Consider the following 23,728-nt stretch of genomic DNA (forward strand, 5'->3'; position numbering starts at 1 on the left):
CGACCTGAATGAGCCGCTTAAGATCCGGCAACGACCTTGGTCGCGGCGGCTGCCGAGTGCTAGAGTGGGCGATCTCATTGGCTGGAGTGAGAGGCAGTGGCCCTGATCCCGGCTCCAACCTGAACAGTAATGTCATAAGGAGTGTTTGGTGAAATCCCAATCCTGGCTCTGGTCTCTGATAGCGGTGTTGGTGCTCGCCGGCGGTTCTTATGGGGTTTTTGTTCTGTTTGGGGAAGAGCCCTTGCCGCAGGGAATCGTCTATGGCAATGGCCATATCGAGGGGCGGGAAGTGCGGATCGCGGCCGAAGTGGCCGGTCGGGTCATCGAGCACCATCTCGCGGAAGGCAGCAAGGTTTCGGCTGGCGACACGGTAGCCGTGATCGACCCCGCCGATGCCAGAGACCGCCTGCGCTCGGCACAGGCCGAGCTGGCCTCGGCGCGGGAAGTCCGTGACGGCTTCGACAGCCAAATCACCACCTGGCGTCATCATCTCCAGAATGCCGAGAAACAACGGCAGCGGATCCGGGACTTGCGGTCCCGCAATCTGGCCAGCTCGAGTGATCTGGATCAGGCGGAAAATGCCGTCAGTGAGGCCCGGGGCCGACTTGAGTCTCTCCAGCGGCAGAAGGATGCCGCCGAAGAACAGGTGGCTGCAAGGGCGGCGCAGGTGGCACTGGCTGAATCGCAACTGGACAAAGCGGAGGTTGCCGCGCCGCTCTCCGGAACCATCCTGATCCGGGCGGTGGAGACGGGAGAGGTTGTCGATACCGGCCAGCCGCTGGCCACGATGGTGAATCTGCAGCAGCTCGAACTCAAGGTCTATGTCCCCGGTGATATCCTCAACCGGATCAGCTTGGGGGATCCCGCCAGAATCCGCGTGGACGGTTTGCCCGGGGACTTTTCCGCCAAAGTCGGCAGGATTGACGATTTCGCCCAGTTCACCCCCCGCGATGTCCACATGCCCGACGAGAGAGTTCGGATGGTCTATGGCGTTACCCTGGTGCTGGATAATCCGGCCGATGCTCTGAAACCGGGTATGCCGGCAGATGCCTGGATTCGCTGGGATCCGGACGCCGAGTGGCCAGCGACCCTCTCGGTTCCGGCGCGCTGAGCCGTCATGTCTTCCCCGGAACCCATCGTCGCCAAAGGCCTTGGCCGCCAATTCGGAGACAATGTTGTCATCGAGCCACTGGATGTTTCCGTTGATCGCGGCCAACGAGTGGGCATTGTCGGTGCTGATGGCGCTGGCAAGACGACGCTGTTACAGATGTTGGCTGGCATCCTGGACCCCACTGTGGGGGAATGCCGGGTCCTGGGCTTCGATACCCGTCGTGAGGCCAAGCAGGTTGCTGCCCAGATTGGCTATATGTCCCAGGGATTTACGCTTTACGATCGACTCAGCGTCAAGGAAAACCTGAGCTTTGCCGCTCGCATCCGGGATGTGCCCGACGAACTCTATCGGGAGCGTTCAGAAAGGTTGCTATCCATGTCGGGGCTTGGCCGCTTTACTGACAGGCCCGCCGCCAAACTGTCCGGTGGCATGCAGAAAAAGTTGTCGCTATGTACCAATCTGGTCCATGAACCGGAGCTGCTGATCCTTGACGAACCGGGGCTCGGCGTCGACCCCCTGTCCCGGCGCCATCTCTGGACCATGCTCGACCGCTTCCGGTCGCAGGGCCTGACCATGGTTGTGGCTACCTCCTACATGGACGAGGCGGAGCGCTGCGACAGGATACTGCTGCTGGAACAGGGCCGCGTTCTTGCGGATGGGTCGCTGGAAGAGCTGCTGAGGCCCGCCGCCGGAAGGGTGTTCACTGTAAATGCTGGAGATACCGGACGAGGCTTGCGGGAGTTGTCCGGCATCCTGGCTCAAATTGACAGCGTCCATTCAGTGCAGTGGTTGCCGGATCACCTGCGACTGGTGATGAACGCGGACATCGCTGAAAACCAGCTCGCCGAGTTATTGCCCGAGGGAACCCACCTGGCGGCGGCCGAGCCCCGGCTCGAGGATCTGTTTGTGCTGCGGACGGACAGGAGGGCCGGCGAGCAGCAGTTTCCGGAATTGGCCCGGCAAGACAGGGGAAAAGAGGAAGGGCTGGTGGCCACCGGCCTGAGCGTCCGCTTCGGACATTTCAAGGCCGTTGACCGGGTGAGTTTCGAGGCGCCATCTGGCGAACTGCTTGCGTTGCTGGGGCCCAACGGGGCGGGCAAGACAACCCTGATCAGGGCCTTGTGCGGGCTGGTGGCCATCGATGAGGGCAACGCCCGGGTGGCCGGGGTGAGCTCCGGCGGGGGTAGCACCGCATTGCGCCGGCAAATTGGTTATATGTCACAACGGTTTTCACTCTATCTGGAACTGACCCCCTGGGAGAATCTCCGCTTCTTTGCCAATGCCTACGGCCTGGCCGGAGGCGCGGCGCGGGCTGCGATCGACTGGGCCAGGGAAGTAACGGGGCTGACAGATATTCCCGACAAGCTCACCGGTGATCTTTCAAGTGCCTTGCGCCAGCGTCTGGCGCTGGCCTGCAGCCTGCTTCACCGGCCCCGGGTCTTGTTCCTTGATGAGCCCACCTCGGGTGTCGATCCCGTCGCCCGGTACCGTTTCTGGCGGGTTATCCGTGAGCTGGCCGCCAGCGGTATGACCGTGCTGGTCACTACCCACTACCTGGAGGAAGCGGCCTATTGTGATCGTTTGGCGTTAATGCTGGACGGGCGGCTGCTTGCACACGGTAGCCGATCATCGCTGAATCATTCGCTCGGCCTCGAAGCCGACGCCACGGTGGAGATGCTCTTCACGGCGGCCATAGAACAGGCGGGAACGGCCAATTCCCGGGCGTTGGGACCATGAAGGCTCATCGGCTTGGAGCCCTCATCGTCAAGGAAAGTCGCGAGCTAATTCGCGACCCGGTTACCATTGCGTTGGCCGTGATCATGCCGCTGATCATGCTTTTTCTGTTCGGCTATGCGGTCAATCTGGATGTGGAACAGGTTGCCGTGGGCATTTACGATCTGGACAACACGCCGGCAAGCCGCGACCTGTCAGCCCGTTTCGACAGCTCGCGGTATTTTCAATTAGAGCAGAAAACGACCGATCTCCGCGATCTGGAGTCGGCACTGCAAAGCTCGACCATCAGCATGGGCGTGGTGATTCCAGCCGGCTTGGCCCGGCAACTGCTCAGAGGCGACGAGGCGCCTGTCCAGGTGATCGTGGACGGCGGCTATCCTGTTCTGGGTCGATTGGCATCGGCCTATGCCGAGGCGGTAATCGCAAATTTCCCCGCCCCGCGTCAGAGCGCCGTCCGGGTCCAGGCCAGGGTCTGGTTCAATCCCTCCCTGCGCAGCGTCAATTTCGTCATCCCCGGGTTATTTGCCGTGATCCTGATGGCGTTCCCACCCCTGCTGACCGCCCTGGCGATCGTGCGTGAGAAAGAGACCGGTACGATTGAGCAGATCTATGCATCGCCGGTCACCTCAACCGAGTTTGTTGTCGGCAAGCTGGTGCCCTACGGTCTGGTGGCTTTCCTGGAGATTCTTATGGTCATGGTGGTGGGGTTTGCCTGGTTTCAGGTCCCCATTGCCGGCAGCCCGATACTGCTGCTGACGTCCGCTTTCGTTTATGTGCTGACCACGGTGGGTATCGGCCTGTTGGTCTCATCCCTGGTCCGTACCCAGTTGGCGGCCATGTTGATAACGCTGATTGTCACCTTGATGCCGTCGTTTTTGTTTTCCGGTTTTCTGTTCCCTCTGTTCACCATGCCTCTTGCCCTGCAACTGTATAGCTGGCTTTTCCCTGCCGGTTATTTTATGGAAATCTCCCGGGGCATCGTACTGAAATCAGCCGGCCTTGAAGCCGTTCTGCCAAATCTGATGATGTTGATCGTCTATACGGTCCTGGTATTTGTCTTCGCGGCCTGGCGAATGAAGCAGAAGGTGGCCTGATGGGAATTGCCTTATTTGGTTTGTTGCGCAAGGAGCTCGTGCAGTTCTTTCGTGACCGGTTGATACTGACCCTGATACTTTGGCTTTACACCATTGAAGTCGTCATTTGTGCCGTTGCGCTCAGTTTTGATGTAAGCCACCTGCCCCTGGCGGTGGTGGACGAGGATCGCAGCGCCTTGAGTCGCTCGTTGATCCAGAAATTTGCGGTGAGCGAAACCTTCGACCTGAAATTTCAGGAAACCCGTGTGGCAACCGCCACTGACCTCCTGGAGAAAGGCGATGCCACCATGGTGTTGGTCGTTCCCGCCGGGTTCGAAGGTGCTCTTCTCGCTGGCAAGAGTGCTCAGCTCCAGTTGCTCCAGGACGGCACCAATTCCAACATTGCCGCCAATGCCGTCAATGATGCTCTGCAGATCGTCCAGCGCCAGGAGCGCGAAGCGCTCCCTGCTGCCGGGAAGAAGGGGGTCGCGGTACCCCTGATCCGTATCTGGTATAACCCCGATCTGACAACATCGGGTTTTATCGTGTTATCGATGATTGCTCTGGCCGGTATGATGGTGGGCGTTATTCACCCGGCCGCCTCTATTGTCCGGGAAAAGGAGCGAGGCACTATCGAGCAGCTGCTGGTGACGCCCATTTCCACCCTGGAACTGTTCCTGGCCAAGGTCACACCCACGCTGATCATGGGCGTACTGTCCATCTTTCCGAGTTTGGTGATTGTCAGAGTCTTTGATGTGCCCCTTCAGGGCAGTCTGCTTTTATTTCTGGTGCTGACCGCCATCTTTTTGCTCAGTGCGATTGCGCTGGGCGTACTGATTGCCGCCTACAGCCGGACCCTTCAGCAGGCGTTGCTGCTCTCCTTTTTCGGACTTTTCCCGCTGATGTTCCTGTCGGGCAGTTTGACGCCGGTAGAAGCCATGCCGCCTTTCCTGCAAAGCCTCTCCCTGCTGAGTCCACTGCGTTATTACATGGATATCATCGTCGGTATTTTCCTCAAAGGCGCCGGCCTGGCGGTTCTCTGGGATGAGGCTCTCGCCTTGCTGGTAATCGGTGTCACGCTGTTTATTTTCTCCCTTTGGGTCTTTCGACGCCGGGTACAATGAGATCGGTTGGGTGAGTGCCTGACGTTTGTCGCTACACGGCCAAGAGGATACGGCGCATAGGCATCAGGATTACCGTGATTATTCATTTTCATCAGTAACCTGAATCATTGCCAGCCGCCAGGACCCGAAGGGCGACATCTTCTTCCAACTTCCGGGCGATCTTTCGTGATGAAAACACGCCGGTCGCGTACGCATAGATCAACACCTTCAACATCATCCGCGGATCGAAAGGCGAGTTGCGCCGACCGCTCCCTTCATACCGGGCGTAGAAGGCACTCAGATCCAGTTCCTCGACCACGTCACTGATGAAATAGGCCAGATGCCCTTCGGGCAGCCACTCGTTCAGGCTCGGGGGAAGAAGCAGTTCCTGATCAGGTGAATAGGGGCGGAAGGTGGTTCCCATCGGATTCTCCGGTGCTGAAGAATTGCCAAAGTGGAAAGTTTGATGCGTATCAATTCCTCATTATAGAGAGGCTCTTTTTTCATCTTTTGTTGGATTTTTTCAGCATGAATTCAGGCTCATGAGTTTTAGTGGTAGGTAATGGCTGTCTGCTGGCGTAATTGTCAAAACGAAACAACATAAGGGAAAGGGAAGATGGATATTAAAACCTTCGGAGAACTTATTAACTGGACACGGGACCTGCATGCTCATCTTGCAAGATGCCTGTCCCACTGCGCCACTAAGAATGATGTGAGACCGGGCAAATACCCGGGGTAATCCGGATATTTACGGCGAGGATTTCTAGTAGGCCACCATTAACGTCAGTAGAGTTATCAGGGAGAGATCATGAACGGCTATTCCATTGAGGATTCACATCGAATCCAGCAGCGTGCTGCCCAATACCGGCAGCGTTACCCCCAGTTTGCCAACTGGGCAAAAGGGCGCGGGGTGATCGAACATACCGATTTGACCCAGGTGCGCGTGTTCGACCTGTGCCAGGAACTCGTTTGTGCCGGGCGTTATGACTCGCTCGACGATGCCCTGATTATTTTCGAGGCTGCAGACACCCTCACCAACGCGGCCATGTGGCTGGTAGCCCACATGACTTATGCCAGCAGAGTGGACCTGTCCGGACAGCCGCTGGCGGCGGATGACTTCAAGGAAAATCCTCAGGGGCATACCGGTGGTTCGCTGAACATGGTGCCTGCCTATCTTGGCTACACGGCCGCCAACGCGTTGGCGGGGCTGACCCGTAGCTGGCTGATGGGGCAGGGGCACTGTGTGGCGGCTATCGAAAGCGTCAACATACTGCTCGGCAATCTGCATCCAGAACAGCAGGCTCGGTACACGCTCGACGAGGTGGGGCTGTCCCGGCTGGTGAGTGACTTTTACAGCTACGCCGTCACTCCGGATGGCACACCGGGGGTTCCCCTGGGCAGTCACGTCAACCCCCACACTGCCGGCGGGCTGATCGAGGGCGGATATCTGGGCTTCGCTGAACTGCAATACACCCACATGCCGCTGCCGGGGGAGCGTCTGGTCGCGTTTCTCAGTGATGGGGCATTTGAGGAGCAGCGGGGCAGCGACTGGGCAAGCCGCTGGTGGCGAGCCGAGGACTGTGGCCTGGTGACCCCGGTGATGATTGCTAACGGGCGCCGCATTGATCAACGGTCAACCATTTTTCTGCAAGGGGGGACGGACTGGTTCCGGCAGCACCTGGAGCTCAATGGCTTTTACCCCATACTCATTGATGGCCGCGATCCTGCGGCCTTTATCTGGGGCATCTTCGAGGCCGAATCGAGGCTTCAGGCGTGCAGCGAACAGGTCAGCGCCGGCCACATGAGGTACCCTGTAAAGCTCCCCTATCTGATTGCCGAGACGGTCAAAGGCTATGGTTTCTATGGTGCTGGTTCAAACGCGGCGCATGGTACCCCGCTTCCGGCAATACCGAGATTTGATGAGGTCTCGCGCAGGCACTTTAACGAATCCATTGCCCGTTTGTTTGTGCCCGAGATCGAGATTCACGGCGCCCGCGACGTGCTGGCAACTCACCGGGCAGACGATCGGCCTGCGGAAAAGGATCATCCGCTGAGTTGTCGTGACGTCAAGCTGCAAACTGTACCCGAACCGGTCTGGTTGCAAACGGCGGTATCAGAGTCGCCCATGGTGGCGATTGATCGGCAGTTTGTTGCCCTTGTAAAGGCCAACCCGGCGCTTCGTATTCGTCTGGGGAACCCGGATGAATTGCGTAGTAATCAGATGAACCAGTCGCTTGACCTTCTGAAGCATCGCACCTTGACGCCCGAGCCCGGCCTTGCGGAATCCCTTCACGGCTCGGTAATCACAGCCCTGAATGAGGAGGCCGTTGTCAGCGCCGCTCTGGGTAATAAGGGAGGTATGAATCTGGTGGTGTCCTACGAAGCGTTTGCCATGAAAATGATTGGCGCTCTTCGGCAGGAAATTATTTTTGCGCGACACCAGAAAAGTCTCGGTCGGCCCGCCCGATGGTTATCCGTGCCGGTCATTGCGACGTCGCACCTCTGGGAAAACGGCAAGAACGAGCAGTCTCATCAGGATCCGGCCTTCGGCGAAGTCCTGATGGGAGAAATGAGTGACACTGCCCGCGTTGTCTATCCTCCCGACTGCAATAGTGCTGTGGCGTGCCTTAACGAGTGTTTTCGAACCCAGGGGCAGTTCTGGGCCATGACGGTTCCCAAGGCAAAACTGCCTGCCGTTTTTGACGGCCGTCAGGCTGTGCAATTGCTCCGGAATGGTGCCATCGCTCTTGGTGAAGCCGGTGATGTGCAGTTGATCGCTGTCGGCGCCTATCAACTCCGGGTTTGCCTTGAGGTTGCCGAAGCGCTGGCTCAGAGAGGGCTTTCGAGTGGTGTGGTCTGCCTTCTCGAGCCCGGTCGATTCCGGAGTCCCCGGGATCCAATCGAGTCAGGACATCAGTCTGGTACTTCTTACAGGGCCGAGCTGTTTCCCCACGATACAAAACTCAGAGTGTTCGTCTGCCATATGCGCCCAGAGGCATTGCTGGGAATCTGCCGTCCTCTCGATCTCGGACCTGACCGGACGCTGGCGTTTGGTTATGAAAACCATGGTGGCACCCTGGATACATCGGGGCTGCTGCAGGCCAACAAATGTGATGCACATTCGATAGTGCAGGCGATCCTGTCAAAAAGTGGCTCCTCAGGCGCTGATAAGGCGACATTGTAGCGATGGAGCGCGAGGATCGATTTACAACAGTCTTTACGGGGAAAAGTAAAGCGTTGGTGATCACCGTGCTGATTCTCACACTAACCTGAATCAGTGACTTTGCAGGCCAATATACCCCGCAAAGCGCCATCGGCGCTAATGTGAGTGAAAACTTGACCAAAAGCAGGTTGATAATGCCTGGAACGTGCAGGCTGAAGTCGATCAGCCACCAGGATTTGGCTGTTTTTTGATCAAGCTAGGGTCGCCAGGCAATAGCGGATTGCCCCGGCATGGTTTCCCGGGTGGTTTTAAGATATGGCCGTTGTCGAATTGGCTTATCCGGAGGAGGCGATTCCTTCGTAAAGATCTTGGTAAACGGCAAAGCCCGGACAGTGCCGGCCAAAGCGCAGGATCCACTGCCGGCCACTATGCACCAGGCGACAGGCCATGGTCATCAGTTCCTGCATCACCGTTCTCAGGCGACGGCGTTTGGCCGGGTGGCGCACCGGCGCATCCGGGCCGGTCAGCCTCAGGCCCATCCAGTGCAGCACGTTGTACCCCATCGTTGCGAAGGCCATGACCAGGTTGTTGGTGTCGAACTTGCCGGAGGGCAGGCGCTCCGGGTCCAGGTCGGTCTTGAACTCACTGTGAAACTGTTCGCTGGTGGCGTGGTCGCTATACAGCGCCATGACTTGTTGGTCACTGACCTCGTCGACTGGTAAGGAAGTAATCCAGCCTTCGAGGCTGACCTCCGGCTCCAGGTACAACTGGCCAGCGGCATCACTGGTGCGAACAGTGACCTTCACGATGCGGCGCAGACCGGGTTCGTCCGGAAGGTCTTCTGACAGAACCGCTTCCATCTTGCCGTCGCGCTCCAGTGTCCAGGCCTTCTGGGCCTGAGCCTTGTCCGCCCAGGCCAGGGGGTCCTGCTTGCGAGGGTTCCACTTGATCAGGAAGTCGATCTGGTCCTGCTCGCGCAGGAAGTCGCGATTGTCACGGGCATCGTGTGCACTGTCCAGACGCAGCAGGATGGGCTTGTCCGTCAGTGACCGGGCCCGGGGCAAAACCCGTTTGAGGGTATCCAGAAAACCATTATTGGCGTGCTGGCTGCCAGGGCGTAGCTCGCAACCCAGGCACCAGCCTTCCTGGCCCAGATACGCGGCAATGGGTGCATAGCCGTCGTAACCCTTGTAGGTGTAGCTGACACCCTCTTTATGGGTCTGGCTGTTGTCCATGGGAAAGACATCCATATCCAGGGCAACATGGCCCATCGCCAGTGGTGACACCGGCGCTTCGACGGACTGAAGAAATTCAACGCTGGCATCCTCCAGCAATGACGTCAGGGCTTGGGCATCTTCATCAAATCGCTGGCGCAAACGGGCTGAAGATGGCGACGATCCCACAGTACGCAACAGCGAGCTGCGCCTGCTGCTCGGCTATGAGCAGGAAATTGCCCGTAACCTGACCCTGGGCCTGCAATACTACCTTGAGCGCATGGGCGAGTTTGAGGCCTACCGGCGGGCCTTGCCCCCGGGTGCCCCGGTGCGGGACGAGAATCGCCACGTCCTCACCCAGCGGCTGACATGGCTGACACACAGCCAGAATCTGGAGTGGTCGTTGTTCCTGTTCTACTCGCCCTCGGACCGGGACGCGTACCTGCGCCCCCGGGTGGGCTATCAGGTTGATGACCATCTCTCTGTTGAAGCCGGCGGAAACCTGTTTTTCGGCGCCCAGGAGGAAACCTTCTTCGGTCAGTTTGAGGACAACAATAACCTGTATCTGGGGGTACGCTATGGGTTCTGAAAAGGTTAGGTGTTGATATTGAAGGGCTGGCTACTATAGGCCTCACTCGGTTTACCCAAAGAAAAGGAAATGTATATGTCTTACACAATGAATCGCGTAATTCAGAATGTGGATTTCGAGACAGTGGATGAGCGAACCCGCAAGGCCCTGGCCGATCAGGGTTTCGGGGTTCTGACAGAAATTGATGTTAAGGCCACCATGAAAAAGAAACTGGACAAGGACATGCTCGCCTACCGAATTCTCGGTGCCTGCAATCCAGCCATGGCTTGGGAAGCCATTGGCGTGGAACCCCGGGTAGGCGCTATGTTGCCGTGCAATGTCATACTGCGCGAGACCCCGGAGGGCGTTGAAGTCAGTGCGGTTGATCCCGTGTTATCCATGACAGCGATCGAAAATGAGCAACTCAAGCATATTGCGGGTGAGGTGAGAGATAGGCTGTCTGAGATTATCAAGGCGGTCTAACTCGACTCGCACCAAAGCACTCGCTGTGTCTTTAATCATTGCCGCACCGGGTGTCTGGGACCTTGGTTCGGCATACCAAGCAAGTTGAGCCCCGATCTAAGCCGGCCCACGTCAAAGCCACTTGCGTAGCAACAGGCCAAGCGTGTCATACACGCCTTTCATGAAGCCGCGGTGTTTCCAGGCGATGCCGGTGATTTCACTGGCATCCAGCAAATCAGTTACGAACTCGTTTCTTAACTGGCCATTCAAGGCTTCGTTTGTGGAAATCAGCGTCAGTTCATAGTTAATAAACAAACTTCTGTAGTCGAAGTTCGCTGTCCCTATGCTTCCCCAGACATCGTCAACGAGCAGCACTTTGGAATGCATTAGCCGGGGCGTGTACTCGAATATGCGAACGCCGTGTTCCAACAGTTCTCCGTAAATGGCGCGGGCCGCCCATTGTGCGGGGGTCGAGTCGGTCTTTTCGGTGGTCAGGATCCGCACATCGACTCCACGGCGGGCCGCGAGAGCAAGTTGTTTGCGTAATCCCCGGTCCGGTACGAAATAGGGCGTCGCCAGCCAGATTTTGTCGGATGCTCCAGCCAGTTGGTCTTTGATGGAGCACCGCAGCTGGATGCGGCAGGCGCGTGTGGTATTGGGAGTGATCCGGCTGTCACCGATGGTATGACTCTGTGGGCTCCAGTCAGGGTGACCGCACCAGAAGGCGTCAAACAGAGCGTCAGCCTCCGCCGCCAGAGGCCCCTCGAAGCACACATGCACGTCGCGCCAACGCTTTGGGCCGTAATAGCGCCTCGAGCCTTCGCGATGAATGTTGAAGCCGCCGAGGTACGCTGTTTTGCCGTCAATGACCAGCAGCTTGCGATGGTCGCGACGGTTGTAACGCATCGGTTGCCGCCAACTCCAGCGGTGAAAGCGCTGAAGACGGATGCCGGCGGCTCTGAGCTGGCGTCGGTGCTTTCGGGTAAGAACGCTGCTTGAGCCCAGCGCATCAACGTGAATGCGCACGTCGAGGCCGTGGCGGGACTGCTTCATCAGTTCATCAAGCAGTTCAGTCCCCACCTCGTCCGCCGCGAGGATATACGAAGCAAGAAAGATACGCTGGGTGGCAGCACGGACCGAGCGAATCATCTCCGCATAGAGTTCGTCTCCCTCACCGAACAGCCTGAACACACCCTTCACGGCCCCGCCCTCGGGTTCACAGGCGACGTCGCCGGGGTTGCCGTCCATATCTATAACCCCAAAGAGCCGATACCCAGGCTGTCGTTGGTGTCTCTGATCGACGTTTCCGCATCGGGTTCGGCCCCGGTCAGTGCGCGTATGGCATCGATGGTTTCCGGAACAACAATCGCCTGGTTGTCGACCATATAGGCATAAAACAGCTCATTGCCCTGCACTTTGAGCATGTCTTCCCAAAGCGCGACTTCATACAGGCTGTCGTGAGGTCGGCCAAGGTCGGCCATCAACTCCTTGACGCTGTTGATCGCGCTTAGCCCGTCGCTGTTCCGGAGGAAAACAATGCGGGAGGAGGTGCGGAACGCATCGAGCACTTCGTCCTTGCTCGCCTCACGTGTCAGTTGAACGGACCAGTAGTGCAGGTGGGCCAGTGTCTCCGGAACCTTGACCGCCATGGTTACCACATCCAGGTCCGGGTCGACACTTTGGGCATCCGGGCCCTGGTGACTGGGAATCTCCGGCTCTGGCACGAGGGTATTCATGATCCCGCCCTGATGGCTCTCCCAGGGATCGGTGGCCCGGCGCAGAAGGGTTCCCCGTGCCCGGTCCAGCAAGCCGTGGCGTTTGAGTGCTGACAGGGTACGAATGATCGACGTTGTGTTGCACGATACGACACGGCTGCAGTCACGGCCGACAGCGCTCGCGTAGTTGGCCTCGGCAACGAATGAATGGCCCGTGCTTTCATGTTTCTCGCCGCCATGAACGATGTACTTGATGCCAAGCCGCCGGTAGGTTTCGATATTCTTGCTGGCCAGGTGTTTCGGTGTGCAGTCCACCACGATATCCGCGGCTCCAAGTAAGTCATCTAGAGAGCCGGAAACATCGAGCCCGGCTGCGCCCATAGCAACGGCGTGCTCTTCAGTCGCGCCGTACAGGGCATATCCTCTACTCAGCGCGGCCCTCACTCGCCAGTCCTGCGCGACATCAGCTACACCTGCTATGACCATGTCTTTTTGTACCGCAACGGCTTGTGCTACCCGCTTGCCGATAACGCCATAACCATTGACCGCGACACGAATAATTCTCTGACCGACCATCTTTTGTATCTCCCAGTTTCTGAAGAGGAGCGAACGAACCGTGATATTTTCTAGGTGAACAGAGTATAGGCAAAGACTGAATTTCAGCTGAAAGTCCGGTTTGACGTGTACCTCAGGGCAATGGCTTTACCGAAAAGTTGATGGTGATCAAAAAAAATGCAAAGCGCAGAAGTGCTTTTCAGGTTCAGTTCAGCCGGGTGTAGTGGAATGGGGTGCAGTAGAGGGCAACTACATTGCTTATGACCAGGTCGAACCTTGAGAGGCTCGAACGGTATGAAACCATCGAAAGGATGATCGGAAGATGTCTGCCAAAGAAAATAGTTCTGCTATCAAAGATAGTGCTGGGAAGGAGTCGGAGGGCCAGTATACCTGCCCGATGCATCCGGAGGTCATATCTGATGAGCCTGGGAATTGCCCGAAATGCGGGATGCACCTTGTGCCTCTGGAAAACAATAAAGTGAGTTCTCATTCAGATCACTCTCACCATTGTTCTGGAGATCATGAAAAACCGTCAGGCGACGATCGAACATATGACCGTGTACCACCCGGGTATTCGGGGGTGGTTTACACTTGTCCCATGCACCCTCAAGTCCGACAGACAAAGCCCGGGGCATGTCCTCTGTGCGGTATGGGACTGGAGCAGGAATCGGCCACCGCGGAAGATGAGGGGCCCAACCCGGAGTTGGTGGACTTTTCTCATCGGCTCTGGGTTGCCCTGGCATTTTCAGTGCCCTTGCTGATTTTGACCATGACTCCCTATATCGGTGTCATGGCGGTTCGCGACTTCTTCGGTGAGCGTTTGTCACTCTGGATTGAACTGGTGCTTGCTACTCCTGTAATCCTATGGTCCGGCTGGCCCTTCTTTGCTCGCGGTTACATCTCGTTTCGGACAATGAACCTGAATATGTTCAGCCTGATCGGCATGGGAGTTGGGGCGGCCTATATCTTCAGCATCGTAGCGGTCCTTGTGCCAGGGATCTTCCCGGAAGGCTTCCGGGACTCCGAGGGTAACGTTGGCGTTTATTTTGAGGCGGCAGCCGTTATCGTCACGCTGGTCCTGCTGGGCCAGGTGATGGAACTGAGGGCCCGTGAGGGCACCGGTAAAGCCATACGTGCGTTGCTGGATATGGCCGCCAAAACGGCGCGCCTGATCCGGCCCGATGGAACCGAAACAGAGGTTGCTCTGGAGGATGTGAAGGTCGGTGATCACCTGCGGGTGCGGCCTGGTGACAAGGTGCCGGTGGATGGTGTTGTTGTTGAAGGCCGGTCTTCCGTTGATGAATCTATGATTTCGGGGGAGCCGGTTCCGGTAGAGAAAGTGGAGGGAGACAAAGTAACCGGGGCCACCATCAACGGTACCGGAAGCCTTGTTATGGAGGCGACCCGGGTTGGCGCAGATACTACGCTCAGTCAAATCGTCGAGATGGTTGCCAATGCCCAGCGCAGCCGCGCGCCTATCCAGAAGTTTGCCGATATGGTGGCCGGCAAGTTCGTACCAGCGGTTATTGTCGTGGCGGCCCTGTCCTTTGTGGCGTGGGCCATCTGGGGGCCGGTACCAGCTTTGTCGTATGCGCTCGTGTCTGCGGTTGCGGTGCTTATCATCGCTTGCCCTTGCGCATTGGGGTTGGCTACGCCTATGTCGATCATGACGGCTACGGGGCGCGGTGCCCAGTTAGGTGTGCTGATTAAGAACGCCGAAGCGCTGGAGCGTTTTGCCAAGGTGGATACCTTGATTGTGGATAAAACCGGTACCTTGACGGAAGGCAAGCCCAGACTAGTGGCGGTGCTGCCGGAATCGGGTCATGACGAGACCGAGGTCCTCAGGCTTGCGGCCACACTGGAGAAAGGGTCAGAGCATCCGCTCGCTGAAGCCATCGTTTCAGGCGCCGAGGCACGTAACGTGATGCTTGGAAAGGCCGATGACTTTGAAGCCGTTACAGGCAAGGGGGTCAAGGGTGTTGTGGATGGCAAGTCAGTGGCTTTGGGCAATGCCAAACTACTGGAAGAGCTGGGCTTGGACGGTGGCCATCTGATGGAGGTTGCCAATAGCAGACGCGATGAAGGCGAAACGGTCATGTTTGTGGTGCTTAACGGCGCCGTTGCAGGCCTTGTCAGCGTAGCCGACCCGGTCAAGGAAACGACACCCGCTGCGCTCAAGGCCCTCCACGCCGCTGGCTTCCGCATAATTATGGCAACTGGCGACAATGAGCGCACGGCAAAGGCGGTGGCGGGTAAACTCGGTATCGATGAGATTCGTGCCGATGTGCTGCCAGAGGACAAGGCCAGCATCATTCGCGAACTTCAGAGCCAGGGGCGCAAGGTAGCGATGGCGGGGGACGGCGTGAATGACGCACCCGCCCTGGCCCAGGCCGATGTTGGTATTGCAATGGGAACCGGCGCGGATGTCGCCATTGAGAGCGCGGGCTTTACCTTGGTTAAGGGTAACCTCGATGGCATTGTCCGCGCCAGACGGTTGTCCCAGGCGACGATGCGAAATATCAAGCAGAACCTGTTTTTTGCCTTGGTCTACAACGGTGCGGGTGTGCCGGTGGCTGCTGGTGTGCTCTACCCATTCTTTGGCATCCTGATAGGACCTATCTTTGCCGCTTTTGCAATGAGCGCGTCCTCATTGTCGGTGGTAATGAACTCCCTGCGTTTGCGTCGAGAGAAAGTCTAGGCGCGAAACGACCATATCGATGACCTCTCACTGGTAGCCCTATCCTGTGGCTCTCAGTGCTGAGGTCGGAGTAAAAATGAGTTTGGCCAGGGAAAGCTAATGAAAATTGTGTTCTTTGAGGCAGAGAAGTGGGAGTGCGATATTTTGCAGCATGCCTGCTGCAATCATGAGGTTGTCTTCACGGACGAGGAACTCGGAATAGACAACGTTGGGTTATACAGGGACGCCGATATCATCTCACCCTTCGTTCATTCAGCCCTGGATCGTTCGGTACTTGAGTGCTTTGAGCATCTGAAATTTGTCGCTACCCGGTCGACGGGATACGACCATATCGATTTGGAGTATTGCACCAGAAATGCGATTCCAGTCAGCAATGTGCCCGTCTACGGTGACCAGACTGTTGCGGAGCATGTTTTTGCGCTGCTCCTTGCCATTAGCCACAAGATTCCAGAGGCGATCAATCGCACTCGCAAGGGGGATTTTTCGCAGAAAGGCCTGCAGGGATTCGATCTGCAAGGCAAAACCCTTGGAGTGATCGGTACCGGTGCTATCGGTAAGCGTGTTGTGGAAATCGCGCAAGGGTTTCGTCTGAACGTTCTTGCCTGCGATCCCAAGCCGGATTACGTATTCGCGGACCGATATAACGTGTCTTACGTCGATTTGGATGGTCTTCTTGAGCAGTCCGATGTTGTGACGCTGCACGTTCCTGGCAGCAAATCGGCCAAGCATCTTCTGTCGGACAGGGAGTTCGCCCGGATGAAGCGCGGGGTTGTCCTGATTAATACCGCTCGCGGCTCCATTGTTGATACCCAGGCTTTGCTGCACGCGCTGGCGGATGGGAAGGTGTCGGCTGCCGGTCTTGATGTACTGCCGGATGAGCCCTCCATCAGGGAAGAGGTGGAATTGATCCGCTCTTTTTTTGACAAGGAACATGATCTGGAAACGCTGTTTGCCAACCATGTTCTTCAGCACATGAGAAACGTCATCGTCACCCCCCACAGTGCGTTCAATACGAAAGAGGCTGTCGAAAGAATCCTCAAGACCACTGGCGAAAACATTGTTGGCTTCATCGAGGGTGCCCCCCGCAATCTTGTGAATAAACACTGAGCCAGGATGGTTTTTTATGCCGATGCTCTATACCTATTTGATCTGGAGCGTGTTGTTGGTGCTTCTGTGGAGTGTGGTTTTCGTCTTTACCCGCAACAAGAAGAAAATGCTGACAATGAGTCTTGGTACCGCTCCCCTGGGGTTAACGGAGCCGCTTTTTTACCCGGAATACTGGAGCCCTCCAACGTTGTTCGGATTGGGGGAAAACTACGGCTTTGATGTCGAGAGTATTCTGTTCTCTTTCGCCGTGGGTGGCTTGGCCAGTACGCTTTATGAGCTCGGATCGACCACGAAAGCAAAGTCAATACCGAGTGACTATAAACTGGGGAGGATGCATCGGTTTCATGCGTTGGCTTTGAGCTCCCCGGTTTTAGTGTTTGCCTTCCTGGAACTGACCACCAGTCTCAACTCAATATATACCGCCTCTATGGGGCTCTTGGCTGGGGCCATCAGCACTGTTATTTGTCGAGTCGATCTTCTCGATGGTGCGATAAAAGGTGCCGCAATATTTTCGCTGTTTTATTTCGTTTTTTTCAGTGCGATGAACTGGTCACACCCAAACTTTGTTGATCTTTACTGGAACAACGAAGCGATCAGCGGGTTCAGGGTTTTTGGGGTCCCGGTCGAGGAGCTGCTCTTTGCCGCCACGTTAGGCGCACTTTGGAGTAATTTCTACGAGCATCGCTATTGGCAGAGTAGGGTATAACAAAAGGCTAATCATCATGCGGAACGTTATAGGCAATAGCCATCTCCAACAACCCATTTTGCCGTCACTATTTAGCATTGGAGCCATTGGTTTGACCCTCGCTGGCGCGCTGATCTGGCAGTCTGAGTTTGCGTATGCGCTCGCTTACGTTTCTTCGTCCGTCGATGGTCTGCTGCGCTGGTGGTATGTGGCACTGGTTGCGTTTCTGACGGCATTTGTATTGTGGTTGGGACTGGGCCGCTATAAGAACGTCCGTCTTGGTAAAGATTATGAGCAACCCGAATATCGGCTTTTTCCCTGGTTGGCGATGCTGTTTGCGGCTGGAACCGGGGTAGGACTCCTGTTCTGGAGCATTGCCGAGCCGATCATGCACTTCCAGGGTAACCCTTTTGCTCCAGAGGGCTTTACCCCCTCCGCAGCGTCCACCGCAATTCAATTGTCGTTTTTCCACTGGGGGCTTAACGGGTGGGCTATTTTTGCAATGGTCGCTATTGCGTTCGGATACTTCAGTTATCGGCAAGACCTCCCGCTCGCCCCTCGTTCTGCGTTGTTTCCGTTTATTGGCGAGAAAATCTTTGGGTTCTGGGGGCATTTGGTGGACGCCCTCGCTGTTTTTGCTACCGTTTTTGGTCTGGCGACCACGCTGGGGCTGGGGGCCCGTCAGACTGGCACTGGCCTTAAGTGGCTTTTTTCTGTGGAGGCCTCCCTTTGGGTAGAGTTGTCAGTGGTGACAGTGGTTACCATGATCGCGACGATTTCGGTGGTGTCCGGGGTAAGGCGAGGCGTCAAGATATTGAGTGAGATGAATCTTTGGCTAACGCTGGTTTTGCTGGCAGCTTTTATGGTGATTGGCCCATTTGATTACATGGCTGGGTTGTTGGTTCAGGAAATCGGCGGATACCTCGATAACCTGTTAGTTATGACATTCTATGTTGGCGCCAATGAACCGGGGAACTGGCAATCGACCTGGACGGTGTTTTTCTGGGGCTGGTGGTTAGCGTGGTCACCTTTTGTCGGGCTGTTTATCGCCCGGATATCCCGCGGGCGCACCTTGAGAGAGTTTGTTTTCGGAGTTCTTCTTTTACCAACGCTGGTGACCTTCGTTTGGATCGCGGTGATGGGGGGGGCTGCGCTCCACAGCGAACTCTTTAGTGGCGGCGGGATCGTTGACGCGGTCAACAAAGACATCGCCTATGCACTCTTTGCCACCATCGAGCATCTGGGAGCTCCTGAGTCACTTAAATTTGTCATGGGTCTGGTCGCAACCCTCCTCATCGGCATCTACTTTATAACGTCTGCGGACTCGGGCGCATTGGTCGTCAATATCATTTTGTCGGGAGGAAAACTTGAGCCTCCGAAAGCGTCAAAAGCCGGTTGGGCCATTGCCAATGGGGTGCTGACAGCTGTGCTGCTGGTGGCTGGAGGGATTGCCGTCCTTCAGGATGCGGTCATACTTGCGGCTTTGCCGTTCTCACTGGTTATTGTTGCTATGACTGCCGGCCTGTTGAAGGCGCTGCATCATGAGCCCCTGGTAGCACCCAGAGAAGGTTGTAAGCAACATCGGGCTGCTGAGCCATGGACAGGAGCAGATCAAGCATGAACATCACCTGGCAGTATCTGCCCGTAGTGTGAATAGTCACACTTGGAAGACCGGTGCAAACCCGCCTCCTGGCGTGCGAAAGTTGGTTGTCTGGCCCTGATATATCCTCGCGGCAACCAGCAGACTTTTGCCGGCGTAGGTATACAGGCGAATGTCGACCTTTCTGGTGGTCACCGCATCGTCAATTCGTAGAGTTCGTTCTCCAGCGGGGACGAGATCTTGTGCGATATAGCCGCCATCCAGAATGTTTTCGAAAACACGCCGGGTCATCTTGTCGCCCCGGTAGACACCCTTGCTGCCGTGACCTGCAACCGGCTTAAAAAACAATTGGCGCCGAGCGCTCCACAACGCCGCAGCATCTTCACTCGAAACCAGCCGGGTCTTCGGCACGGCGTCTTCCAGGCAGCCCGCATCCGCTAAGCTCAGTCCCCAGTCGAGTAGAGTCTGCGGGGCTGACAACAAGGTCAGGTTTCGCTTATCGGCCAGAATGGCATGAACTCGGGGGTTGGGAGTTACAACCACGGCGCCGTCCAGATACGCACGTCTTAATGCCGCATGAGCCGTGGCGTCCAGTGAAAAGTCCACCAGCCTGTTGTAAACCATACAAATGGGCTTACCACGGGCTGTCAGTCGCCCATCGGCATACACAAGCTCTGAGGGATCGAGTATCAACGCCTCAATTCCTTTGGTCTGGAAAAGTTGTTGGGCCAACTGGAATTCGGGAAACATAAACTGGGTCTTCGGGGCATCATCAACTATCGCCAGGCAGTTGGGTACCGAAGTGGCATGCTGTCTTTGCCACTCCTGTTTGAACATCGTCAACACTGCATCCTCGAATCCGTCGAGCTCGCTACGGGTTACTGCGGTCTGTTGAGATGGGTTACAGCAGCGATGCTGGGCTCTCGCCAGCACAACGTTCAGGAAGGCACCTCCGGCATTGGTGTTGATCTCTATCAGCCGGGGGCCGTCGGGACCCAGGTGAAAGTCGTAACCCATGAATGCCCCAATGGGGCCCGGATTGAACTGTGCGATTTTTGGTGCCCAGGACAGAACTCGTTCACGAAACGACGGAAGTTCGGTGGCCGATTCGATCGCTTGGACGATCCTTTCCATCGCAGCTATGTCGGATCTGGGAACAAAAATCGGTGTGTTTGAAAAAAGCTGGTCGAACTCGGCGAACTCTGACGGTCCACTTCCAGCATCGATAAGAATGCTTCTGAGGCTCTTGTTGAGCGCTTTACGGTCGAGAGTGATGCAGTAGCAATGGCGATTGAGCTTGTAGGCTCGACTGTCGGCTAATCGTTGGTTTTTGTGGATAGGTTCGGGCATCAGGAGTCCGTTGGTCGAGAGTTTCACTGATTGTAATCGCATACTTGAAATTCAAAAAAACCTATCTCCCATGTGTGATCTACGTCAAATAGATTCATACTTCAGATCTGTTTTCAGGTCTGTTTCAGTTCCGCGTGTTGAACTATCGCTAGGTAAGTTGGCTCTCTCTACCCATCTTAGACTCTCCCGATAGGTAGCAGACTGGTACTACACGATGATTCAGGCGGCAGAACTATGAAATATAGATCAAAAAAAGGGTGGTTTACCGGATTCGCGATCACCGCTTTGATAGGTTTATCGACTATTGCAATTGCAGATGGCCGTCGAGCGTTTGTACCCATGGGGACAGCTGATTCTGTTGGCATTATTGATCTGAGAAGTCGTCAGGTAATGCCGTCGATTATGGGGACAATCAACACCCATGGCTCGGCCCTGACTCCGGATGGTCACTATCTGGTTGCTGGCAGTCTGACCGCGCACGACAGCGAAGAGCCGATCAGTCGCCCGGAGGGCGTGACGGAGGACGAGCACGCGGCCCACCACGGTGGTGAAGCTACCGCGGCTCCGGAAGACGCCAATACCGGCCGGATCTACGTTGTGGATACCGCCAAGAGCGCGATTACTCGCACTGTAGAGGTGCCAGGGCCCGTGCACCATGTGCTGGTGACCCCTGACGGTCGATTCGCTGTCTCCACTCATCCTATGGGCGGTGGGATCAGTGTGGTTGACCTGGAGTCCGGACAGCTCGTTGAAACCCTGGCCACGGGCCCGGCGCCAAACTACGTAGTGGCGACCGATGACGGTCAGTCTTTACTGGTCAGCAATACTGGTAACGGGACCGTCAGCGAAGTGGATACTCGGCACTGGTTCGTCAAGCGTAATCTTCGCGTCGGCGGTGGGCCTGAGCACATGGTGCTTTCCCCTGACAACGAGAGGGTGTATGTGAATGACGGGGCCTCGGGGGAAGTCGCTGTCCTTGGGCTTTCCAGAGGTGAGGTGCTGGCAAGATACGATGTTGGGCCGCAACCCCACGGCGTGGGACTAAGCACAGATGGCCAGATACTTTATGCGACCAGCGAGGGCGGCAACCAAGTTGTCCGTATCGAGCTGGCCAGCGGAACCCGCGACAGCATGCCTCTGGCGCCGGCCCCTTACCACCTGGCGGTCTCTCCCGTCGATGGCAGCCTATTAATCACCAGTCGGGCCGAAGCCAGGCTCTGGGTGCTTGATCCGGGCTCTCTGGAAATTATCGATGACGTTTCTTTGGACGGGATAGGTCACCAAATATCGCTTGAGGCTTACTAGCCAGTAAGCCCCACTGATAAGCTTTTCCCAAAGGGATTCTATATGGATAAGCGTTTTAAGATTACGTTGGCAATTTTTGCGGTTATCGCTTTGGTTTTACTCTGGGGCGAACATAAGGTTCACCTTCTGGGTGCTCTGCCGTGGTTAATCCTTCTTGCATGCCCGTTTATTCATATGTTTATGCACGGAGGGCATGGGAGTCACGGTGGCCACAACCACCACGATCAACCAGCAGGCAAAAACGGAGGCCAACGCGATGACTGATGCTTCGTCCGACTACGGCCTTTGGGGGCTGGTGGTTCTTAACTCGGTGATCTTTATTTTCTTCGCTTTCAGTTTTTTTAAGCCACAGACCCAACGAGACTGGCGATCCTTCGGCGCGTTCAGCGCGTTTCTCGTGGCATTATTCACTGAGATGTATGGGTTCCCGTTGACACTCTATTTTCTATCCGGTTGGCTTCAGACTCAATACCCCGATGTAAATTGGCTTGCCCACGATAGCGGGCACCTGCTTGAAATGCTTTTTGGTTGGCAGGGTTCTCCCCATTTCGGCCCCTTCCACTTGTTGAGTACGGTGTTTATTGGTGGAGGTTTTTACTTGATTGCCGCCGGGTGGCGAACCTTGTACGCGGCGCAAAAAGAGCGAAAGCTGGCTACGACAGGTCTCTATTCGTATGTTCGGCATCCACAGTATGTCGGCTTTGTCTTGATAATGTTTGGCTTCCTGCTGCAGTGGCCGACTCTGTTAACCCTGGCGATGTTCCCGGTTTTGCTCTGGATGTATTCACGGTTATCGATCAGTGAGGAACGGGAAGCCGAAGAAACGTTCGGGGAAGCCTGGAGACACTATGCAGACAACACTCCCAGGTTTTTGCCGCGATTGCGCGGATTGGGGCGGCAAGCTTGAACAAAAGCTCTACTCATTTGATGGGTAGATAAAGGAGCCGTTGGTGAACCAATCACTTTCGATACGTGCAGTCGCTGGGATGGTTCTTGTCGCCTTTCTTTGGGCGATCTGCTTTCCTTTTATTGTGGTGGGGTTGCCGGACGCGCCACCTTTGCTTTTTGCCGCTTTACGCGCATTGCTGGCAGGGCTCTGTCTGATTCTGCTCGCTTTTACAAAAGGTGGTCGGCCCAGTTATTCACTTCGCCAGCTCCTGATACTGGCCGCAATTGGCTTCAGTTACACGGGCATGGGGCTTGGAGGGATGTTTTTAGGAGCTGGCAAACTGGGGCCAGGACTTGCAACCGTTCTGGCTAATGCGCAACCGCTGTTTGCGGCGGTTCTTTCATTTTTTATCGTCCGAGAGGTTGTGACCGGGCGTGTGTTTGTAGGCCTTTTGATCGGTTTTATTGGTGTTGTGGTGCTAGCGATGCCAGAGATGGAATTTGGTAACGCCAGATTTTCAGGGGCCGTCTATGTTCTTGGTGGTGCCATTGGAACCGCCATTGGAAACGTGCTGCTTAAATACCAGGCCGGCAGTGATGATATCTATTGGTCGATGGGCATTCAGCTTGTCATAGGTTCAGTGTTTCTGGGAATAGCATCCGTGAGCTTGGGCGAGGGCTTCGAGATTGATTGGACTTGGTCATTTACGACGGCCATGTTCGTTCTGGCCATTCCGGCAACGGCAATGATGGTTGTGCTCTGGTATGCCTTGCTCGCCAGCGCGCCCTTGAACAACCTCAATTCGTTTACCTTTTTAACGCCTGTTTTCGGTCTCGCTATCGGAATGCTTTTGTTCGGCGAAACTTTCACATCACTGGAGATGATCGGGATAGGAATCACAATTGTCGGCTTGGTGATCGTTGTCAAAGCGCCTCGGAAAACAACAAGCGGTTCCGCTGTCGGGGAACAGGCAAAGGTGATCCGTAGCTCATAGTAGAAATTCGACGAGGACCCTGAGCAGTACCTCGATTGGGAAAAGAAACAGCAAGAGCCGGTAGCGCCGGGCACTATGTATACCTGTCCCATGCACCCCGAGATTCGGCAGCAAGGGCCAGGGGACTGCCCAATCTGCGGCATGGCCCTAGAGCCCGAGCAGGTAAGCCTGGACGACGGGCCTTCGGAAGAACTCAAAGACATGACCCGCCGATTCTGGATCGGCCTGGTGCTGGCCCTGCCTGTACTGGTACTGGAGATGGGTGGGCACCTCACCGGACTCGATCACATTATAGCCCCGCAGATGTCCAACTGGATTCAACTGGTGCTGGCAACGCCTGTGGTGCTCTGGTGCGGTTGGCCCTTCTTCGTCCGGGGTTGGAAATCCGTGGTTAGCCGTAAC

The 23,728-nt window shown here is 56.2% G+C and carries 18 protein-coding genes and 4 pseudogenes; 17 read left to right on the plus strand and 5 right to left on the minus strand.

Annotation, left to right across the window (positions count from 1 at the left end):
• Nucleotides 1–148: 148 nt before the first annotated feature.
• From BM036_RS16890 to BM036_RS16905, 4 genes are read left to right on the plus strand one after another with little or no spacing between them, the layout of a single operon-like run.
• Nucleotides 149–1,111, plus strand: a complete 963-nt coding sequence (locus BM036_RS16890; RefSeq protein WP_058091964.1) for an HlyD family secretion protein — start codon at nt 149–151, stop codon at nt 1,109–1,111.
• A gap of 6 nt (nt 1,112–1,117) precedes the next feature.
• Nucleotides 1,118–2,848 carry an ATP-binding cassette domain-containing protein gene (locus BM036_RS16895; RefSeq protein ID WP_058091965.1) on the plus strand — a complete coding sequence of 577 codons (1,731 nt, stop codon included), beginning with the start codon at nt 1,118–1,120 and terminating at the stop codon, nt 2,846–2,848.
• Nucleotides 2,845–3,939: an ABC transporter permease gene (locus BM036_RS16900; RefSeq protein ID WP_008172528.1), complete on the plus strand. Its 1,095-nt coding sequence runs from the start codon at nt 2,845–2,847 to the stop codon at nt 3,937–3,939. The genes BM036_RS16895 and BM036_RS16900 overlap by 4 nt, the downstream gene beginning before the upstream one ends.
• Nucleotides 3,939–5,042: an ABC transporter permease gene (locus BM036_RS16905; RefSeq protein WP_008172526.1), complete on the plus strand. Its 1,104-nt coding sequence runs from the start codon at nt 3,939–3,941 to the stop codon at nt 5,040–5,042. Before BM036_RS16900 ends, BM036_RS16905 begins: the two co-directional genes overlap by 1 nt.
• A 106-nt stretch (nt 5,043–5,148) precedes the next feature.
• Here BM036_RS16905 and BM036_RS16910 read toward each other — a convergent pair.
• Nucleotides 5,149–5,445: pseudogene (locus tag BM036_RS16910) on the minus strand (transposase); the annotation flags it as partial.
• 192 nt (nt 5,446–5,637) lie between these two features.
• Here BM036_RS16910 and BM036_RS20565 point away from each other — a divergent pair.
• Nucleotides 5,638–5,733: pseudogene (locus BM036_RS20565) on the plus strand (ATPase); the annotation flags it as partial.
• A 96-nt stretch (nt 5,734–5,829) separates the two neighbouring features.
• Nucleotides 5,830–8,205 (plus strand): phosphoketolase family protein, encoded by a 2,376-nt coding sequence (locus BM036_RS16920; protein WP_091854521.1) that lies wholly within the window; start codon nt 5,830–5,832, stop codon nt 8,203–8,205.
• 314 nt (nt 8,206–8,519) lie between these two features.
• Here the strand turns inward: BM036_RS16920 and BM036_RS16925 are convergent.
• Nucleotides 8,520–9,587 (minus strand): annotated as a pseudogene (locus tag BM036_RS16925) (IS1380 family transposase); the annotation flags it as partial.
• A gap of 91 nt (nt 9,588–9,678) precedes the next feature.
• Between BM036_RS16925 and BM036_RS16930 the strand changes: the two are divergent.
• Both BM036_RS16930 and BM036_RS16935 read left to right on the plus strand, forming a co-directional pair.
• Nucleotides 9,679–9,987 carry a hypothetical protein gene (locus tag BM036_RS16930; protein WP_177186091.1) on the plus strand — a complete coding sequence of 103 codons (309 nt, stop codon included), beginning with the start codon at nt 9,679–9,681 and terminating at the stop codon, nt 9,985–9,987.
• A 75-nt stretch (nt 9,988–10,062) separates the two neighbouring features.
• Nucleotides 10,063–10,449 (plus strand): DUF302 domain-containing protein, encoded by a 387-nt coding sequence (locus BM036_RS16935; protein WP_091854522.1) that lies wholly within the window; start codon nt 10,063–10,065, stop codon nt 10,447–10,449.
• A gap of 111 nt (nt 10,450–10,560) precedes the next feature.
• Here BM036_RS16935 and BM036_RS16940 read toward each other — a convergent pair whose 3' ends face one another.
• A complete protein-coding gene (locus BM036_RS16940; RefSeq protein WP_091854524.1) occupies nt 10,561–11,676 on the minus strand; it encodes a phospholipase D-like domain-containing protein in 1,116 nt (371 codons plus the stop codon).
• Between the two features lie 2 nt (nt 11,677–11,678).
• Nucleotides 11,679–12,719, minus strand: a complete 1,041-nt coding sequence (locus BM036_RS16945) for a type II glyceraldehyde-3-phosphate dehydrogenase (protein WP_091854526.1) — start codon at nt 12,717–12,719, stop codon at nt 11,679–11,681.
• A gap of 301 nt (nt 12,720–13,020) precedes the next feature.
• Here BM036_RS16945 and BM036_RS16950 point away from each other — a divergent pair, with 301 nt between their 5' ends.
• The 4 genes from BM036_RS16950 to BM036_RS16965 all read left to right on the plus strand — a co-directional run bounded on the left by BM036_RS16950 (nt 13,021) and on the right by BM036_RS16965 (nt 18,809).
• Entirely contained in the window at nt 13,021–15,396 is a 2,376-nt protein-coding gene (locus BM036_RS16950) for a copper-transporting P-type ATPase (RefSeq protein ID WP_245742703.1), read from the plus strand.
• Between the two features lie 99 nt (nt 15,397–15,495).
• The gene (locus tag BM036_RS16955) at nt 15,496–16,503 is read left to right on the plus strand and encodes a hydroxyacid dehydrogenase (protein ID WP_091854530.1); all 1,008 of its coding nucleotides are present in this window, start codon (nt 15,496–15,498) and stop codon (nt 16,501–16,503) included.
• Nucleotides 16,504–16,519: 16 nt separating this feature from the next.
• A complete protein-coding gene (locus tag BM036_RS16960; protein ID WP_211289147.1) occupies nt 16,520–17,209 on the plus strand; it encodes a lycopene cyclase domain-containing protein in 690 nt (229 codons plus the stop codon).
• 16 nt (nt 17,210–17,225) lie between these two features.
• Nucleotides 17,226–18,809, plus strand: a complete 1,584-nt coding sequence (locus tag BM036_RS16965; protein ID WP_091854532.1) for a BCCT family transporter — start codon at nt 17,226–17,228, stop codon at nt 18,807–18,809.
• A 36-nt stretch (nt 18,810–18,845) separates the two neighbouring features.
• Here the strand turns inward: BM036_RS16965 and BM036_RS16970 are convergent, their stop codons facing one another.
• Nucleotides 18,846–20,138 carry an ATP-grasp domain-containing protein gene (locus tag BM036_RS16970; protein ID WP_091854534.1) on the minus strand — a complete coding sequence of 431 codons (1,293 nt, stop codon included), beginning with the start codon at nt 20,136–20,138 and terminating at the stop codon, nt 18,846–18,848.
• A 402-nt stretch (nt 20,139–20,540) separates the two neighbouring features.
• On the opposite strand from BM036_RS16970, the gene BM036_RS16975 reads away from it, so the two are divergent.
• The 5 genes and pseudogenes from BM036_RS16975 to BM036_RS16995 all read left to right on the plus strand — a co-directional run.
• Nucleotides 20,541–21,443 carry a YncE family protein gene (locus tag BM036_RS16975; protein ID WP_245742706.1) on the plus strand — a complete coding sequence of 301 codons (903 nt, stop codon included), beginning with the start codon at nt 20,541–20,543 and terminating at the stop codon, nt 21,441–21,443.
• A 42-nt stretch (nt 21,444–21,485) separates the two neighbouring features.
• The gene (locus BM036_RS16980) at nt 21,486–21,707 is read left to right on the plus strand and encodes a DUF2933 domain-containing protein (RefSeq protein ID WP_091854536.1); all 222 of its coding nucleotides are present in this window, start codon (nt 21,486–21,488) and stop codon (nt 21,705–21,707) included.
• The gene (locus tag BM036_RS16985; protein ID WP_058091979.1) at nt 21,700–22,350 is read left to right on the plus strand and encodes a methyltransferase family protein; all 651 of its coding nucleotides are present in this window, start codon (nt 21,700–21,702) and stop codon (nt 22,348–22,350) included. Before BM036_RS16980 ends, BM036_RS16985 begins: the two co-directional genes overlap by 8 nt.
• Before the next feature lie 43 nt (nt 22,351–22,393).
• The gene (locus tag BM036_RS16990) at nt 22,394–23,326 is read left to right on the plus strand and encodes a DMT family transporter (RefSeq protein WP_091854538.1); all 933 of its coding nucleotides are present in this window, start codon (nt 22,394–22,396) and stop codon (nt 23,324–23,326) included.
• A gap of 3 nt (nt 23,327–23,329) precedes the next feature.
• Nucleotides 23,330–23,728, plus strand: a pseudogene (locus tag BM036_RS16995) (heavy metal-binding domain-containing protein); the annotation flags it as partial.

This window comes from Marinobacter segnicrescens (genome assembly GCF_900111555.1).
In the GTDB taxonomy this organism is placed as follows: Bacteria; Pseudomonadota; Gammaproteobacteria; order Pseudomonadales; family Oleiphilaceae; genus Marinobacter; species Marinobacter segnicrescens.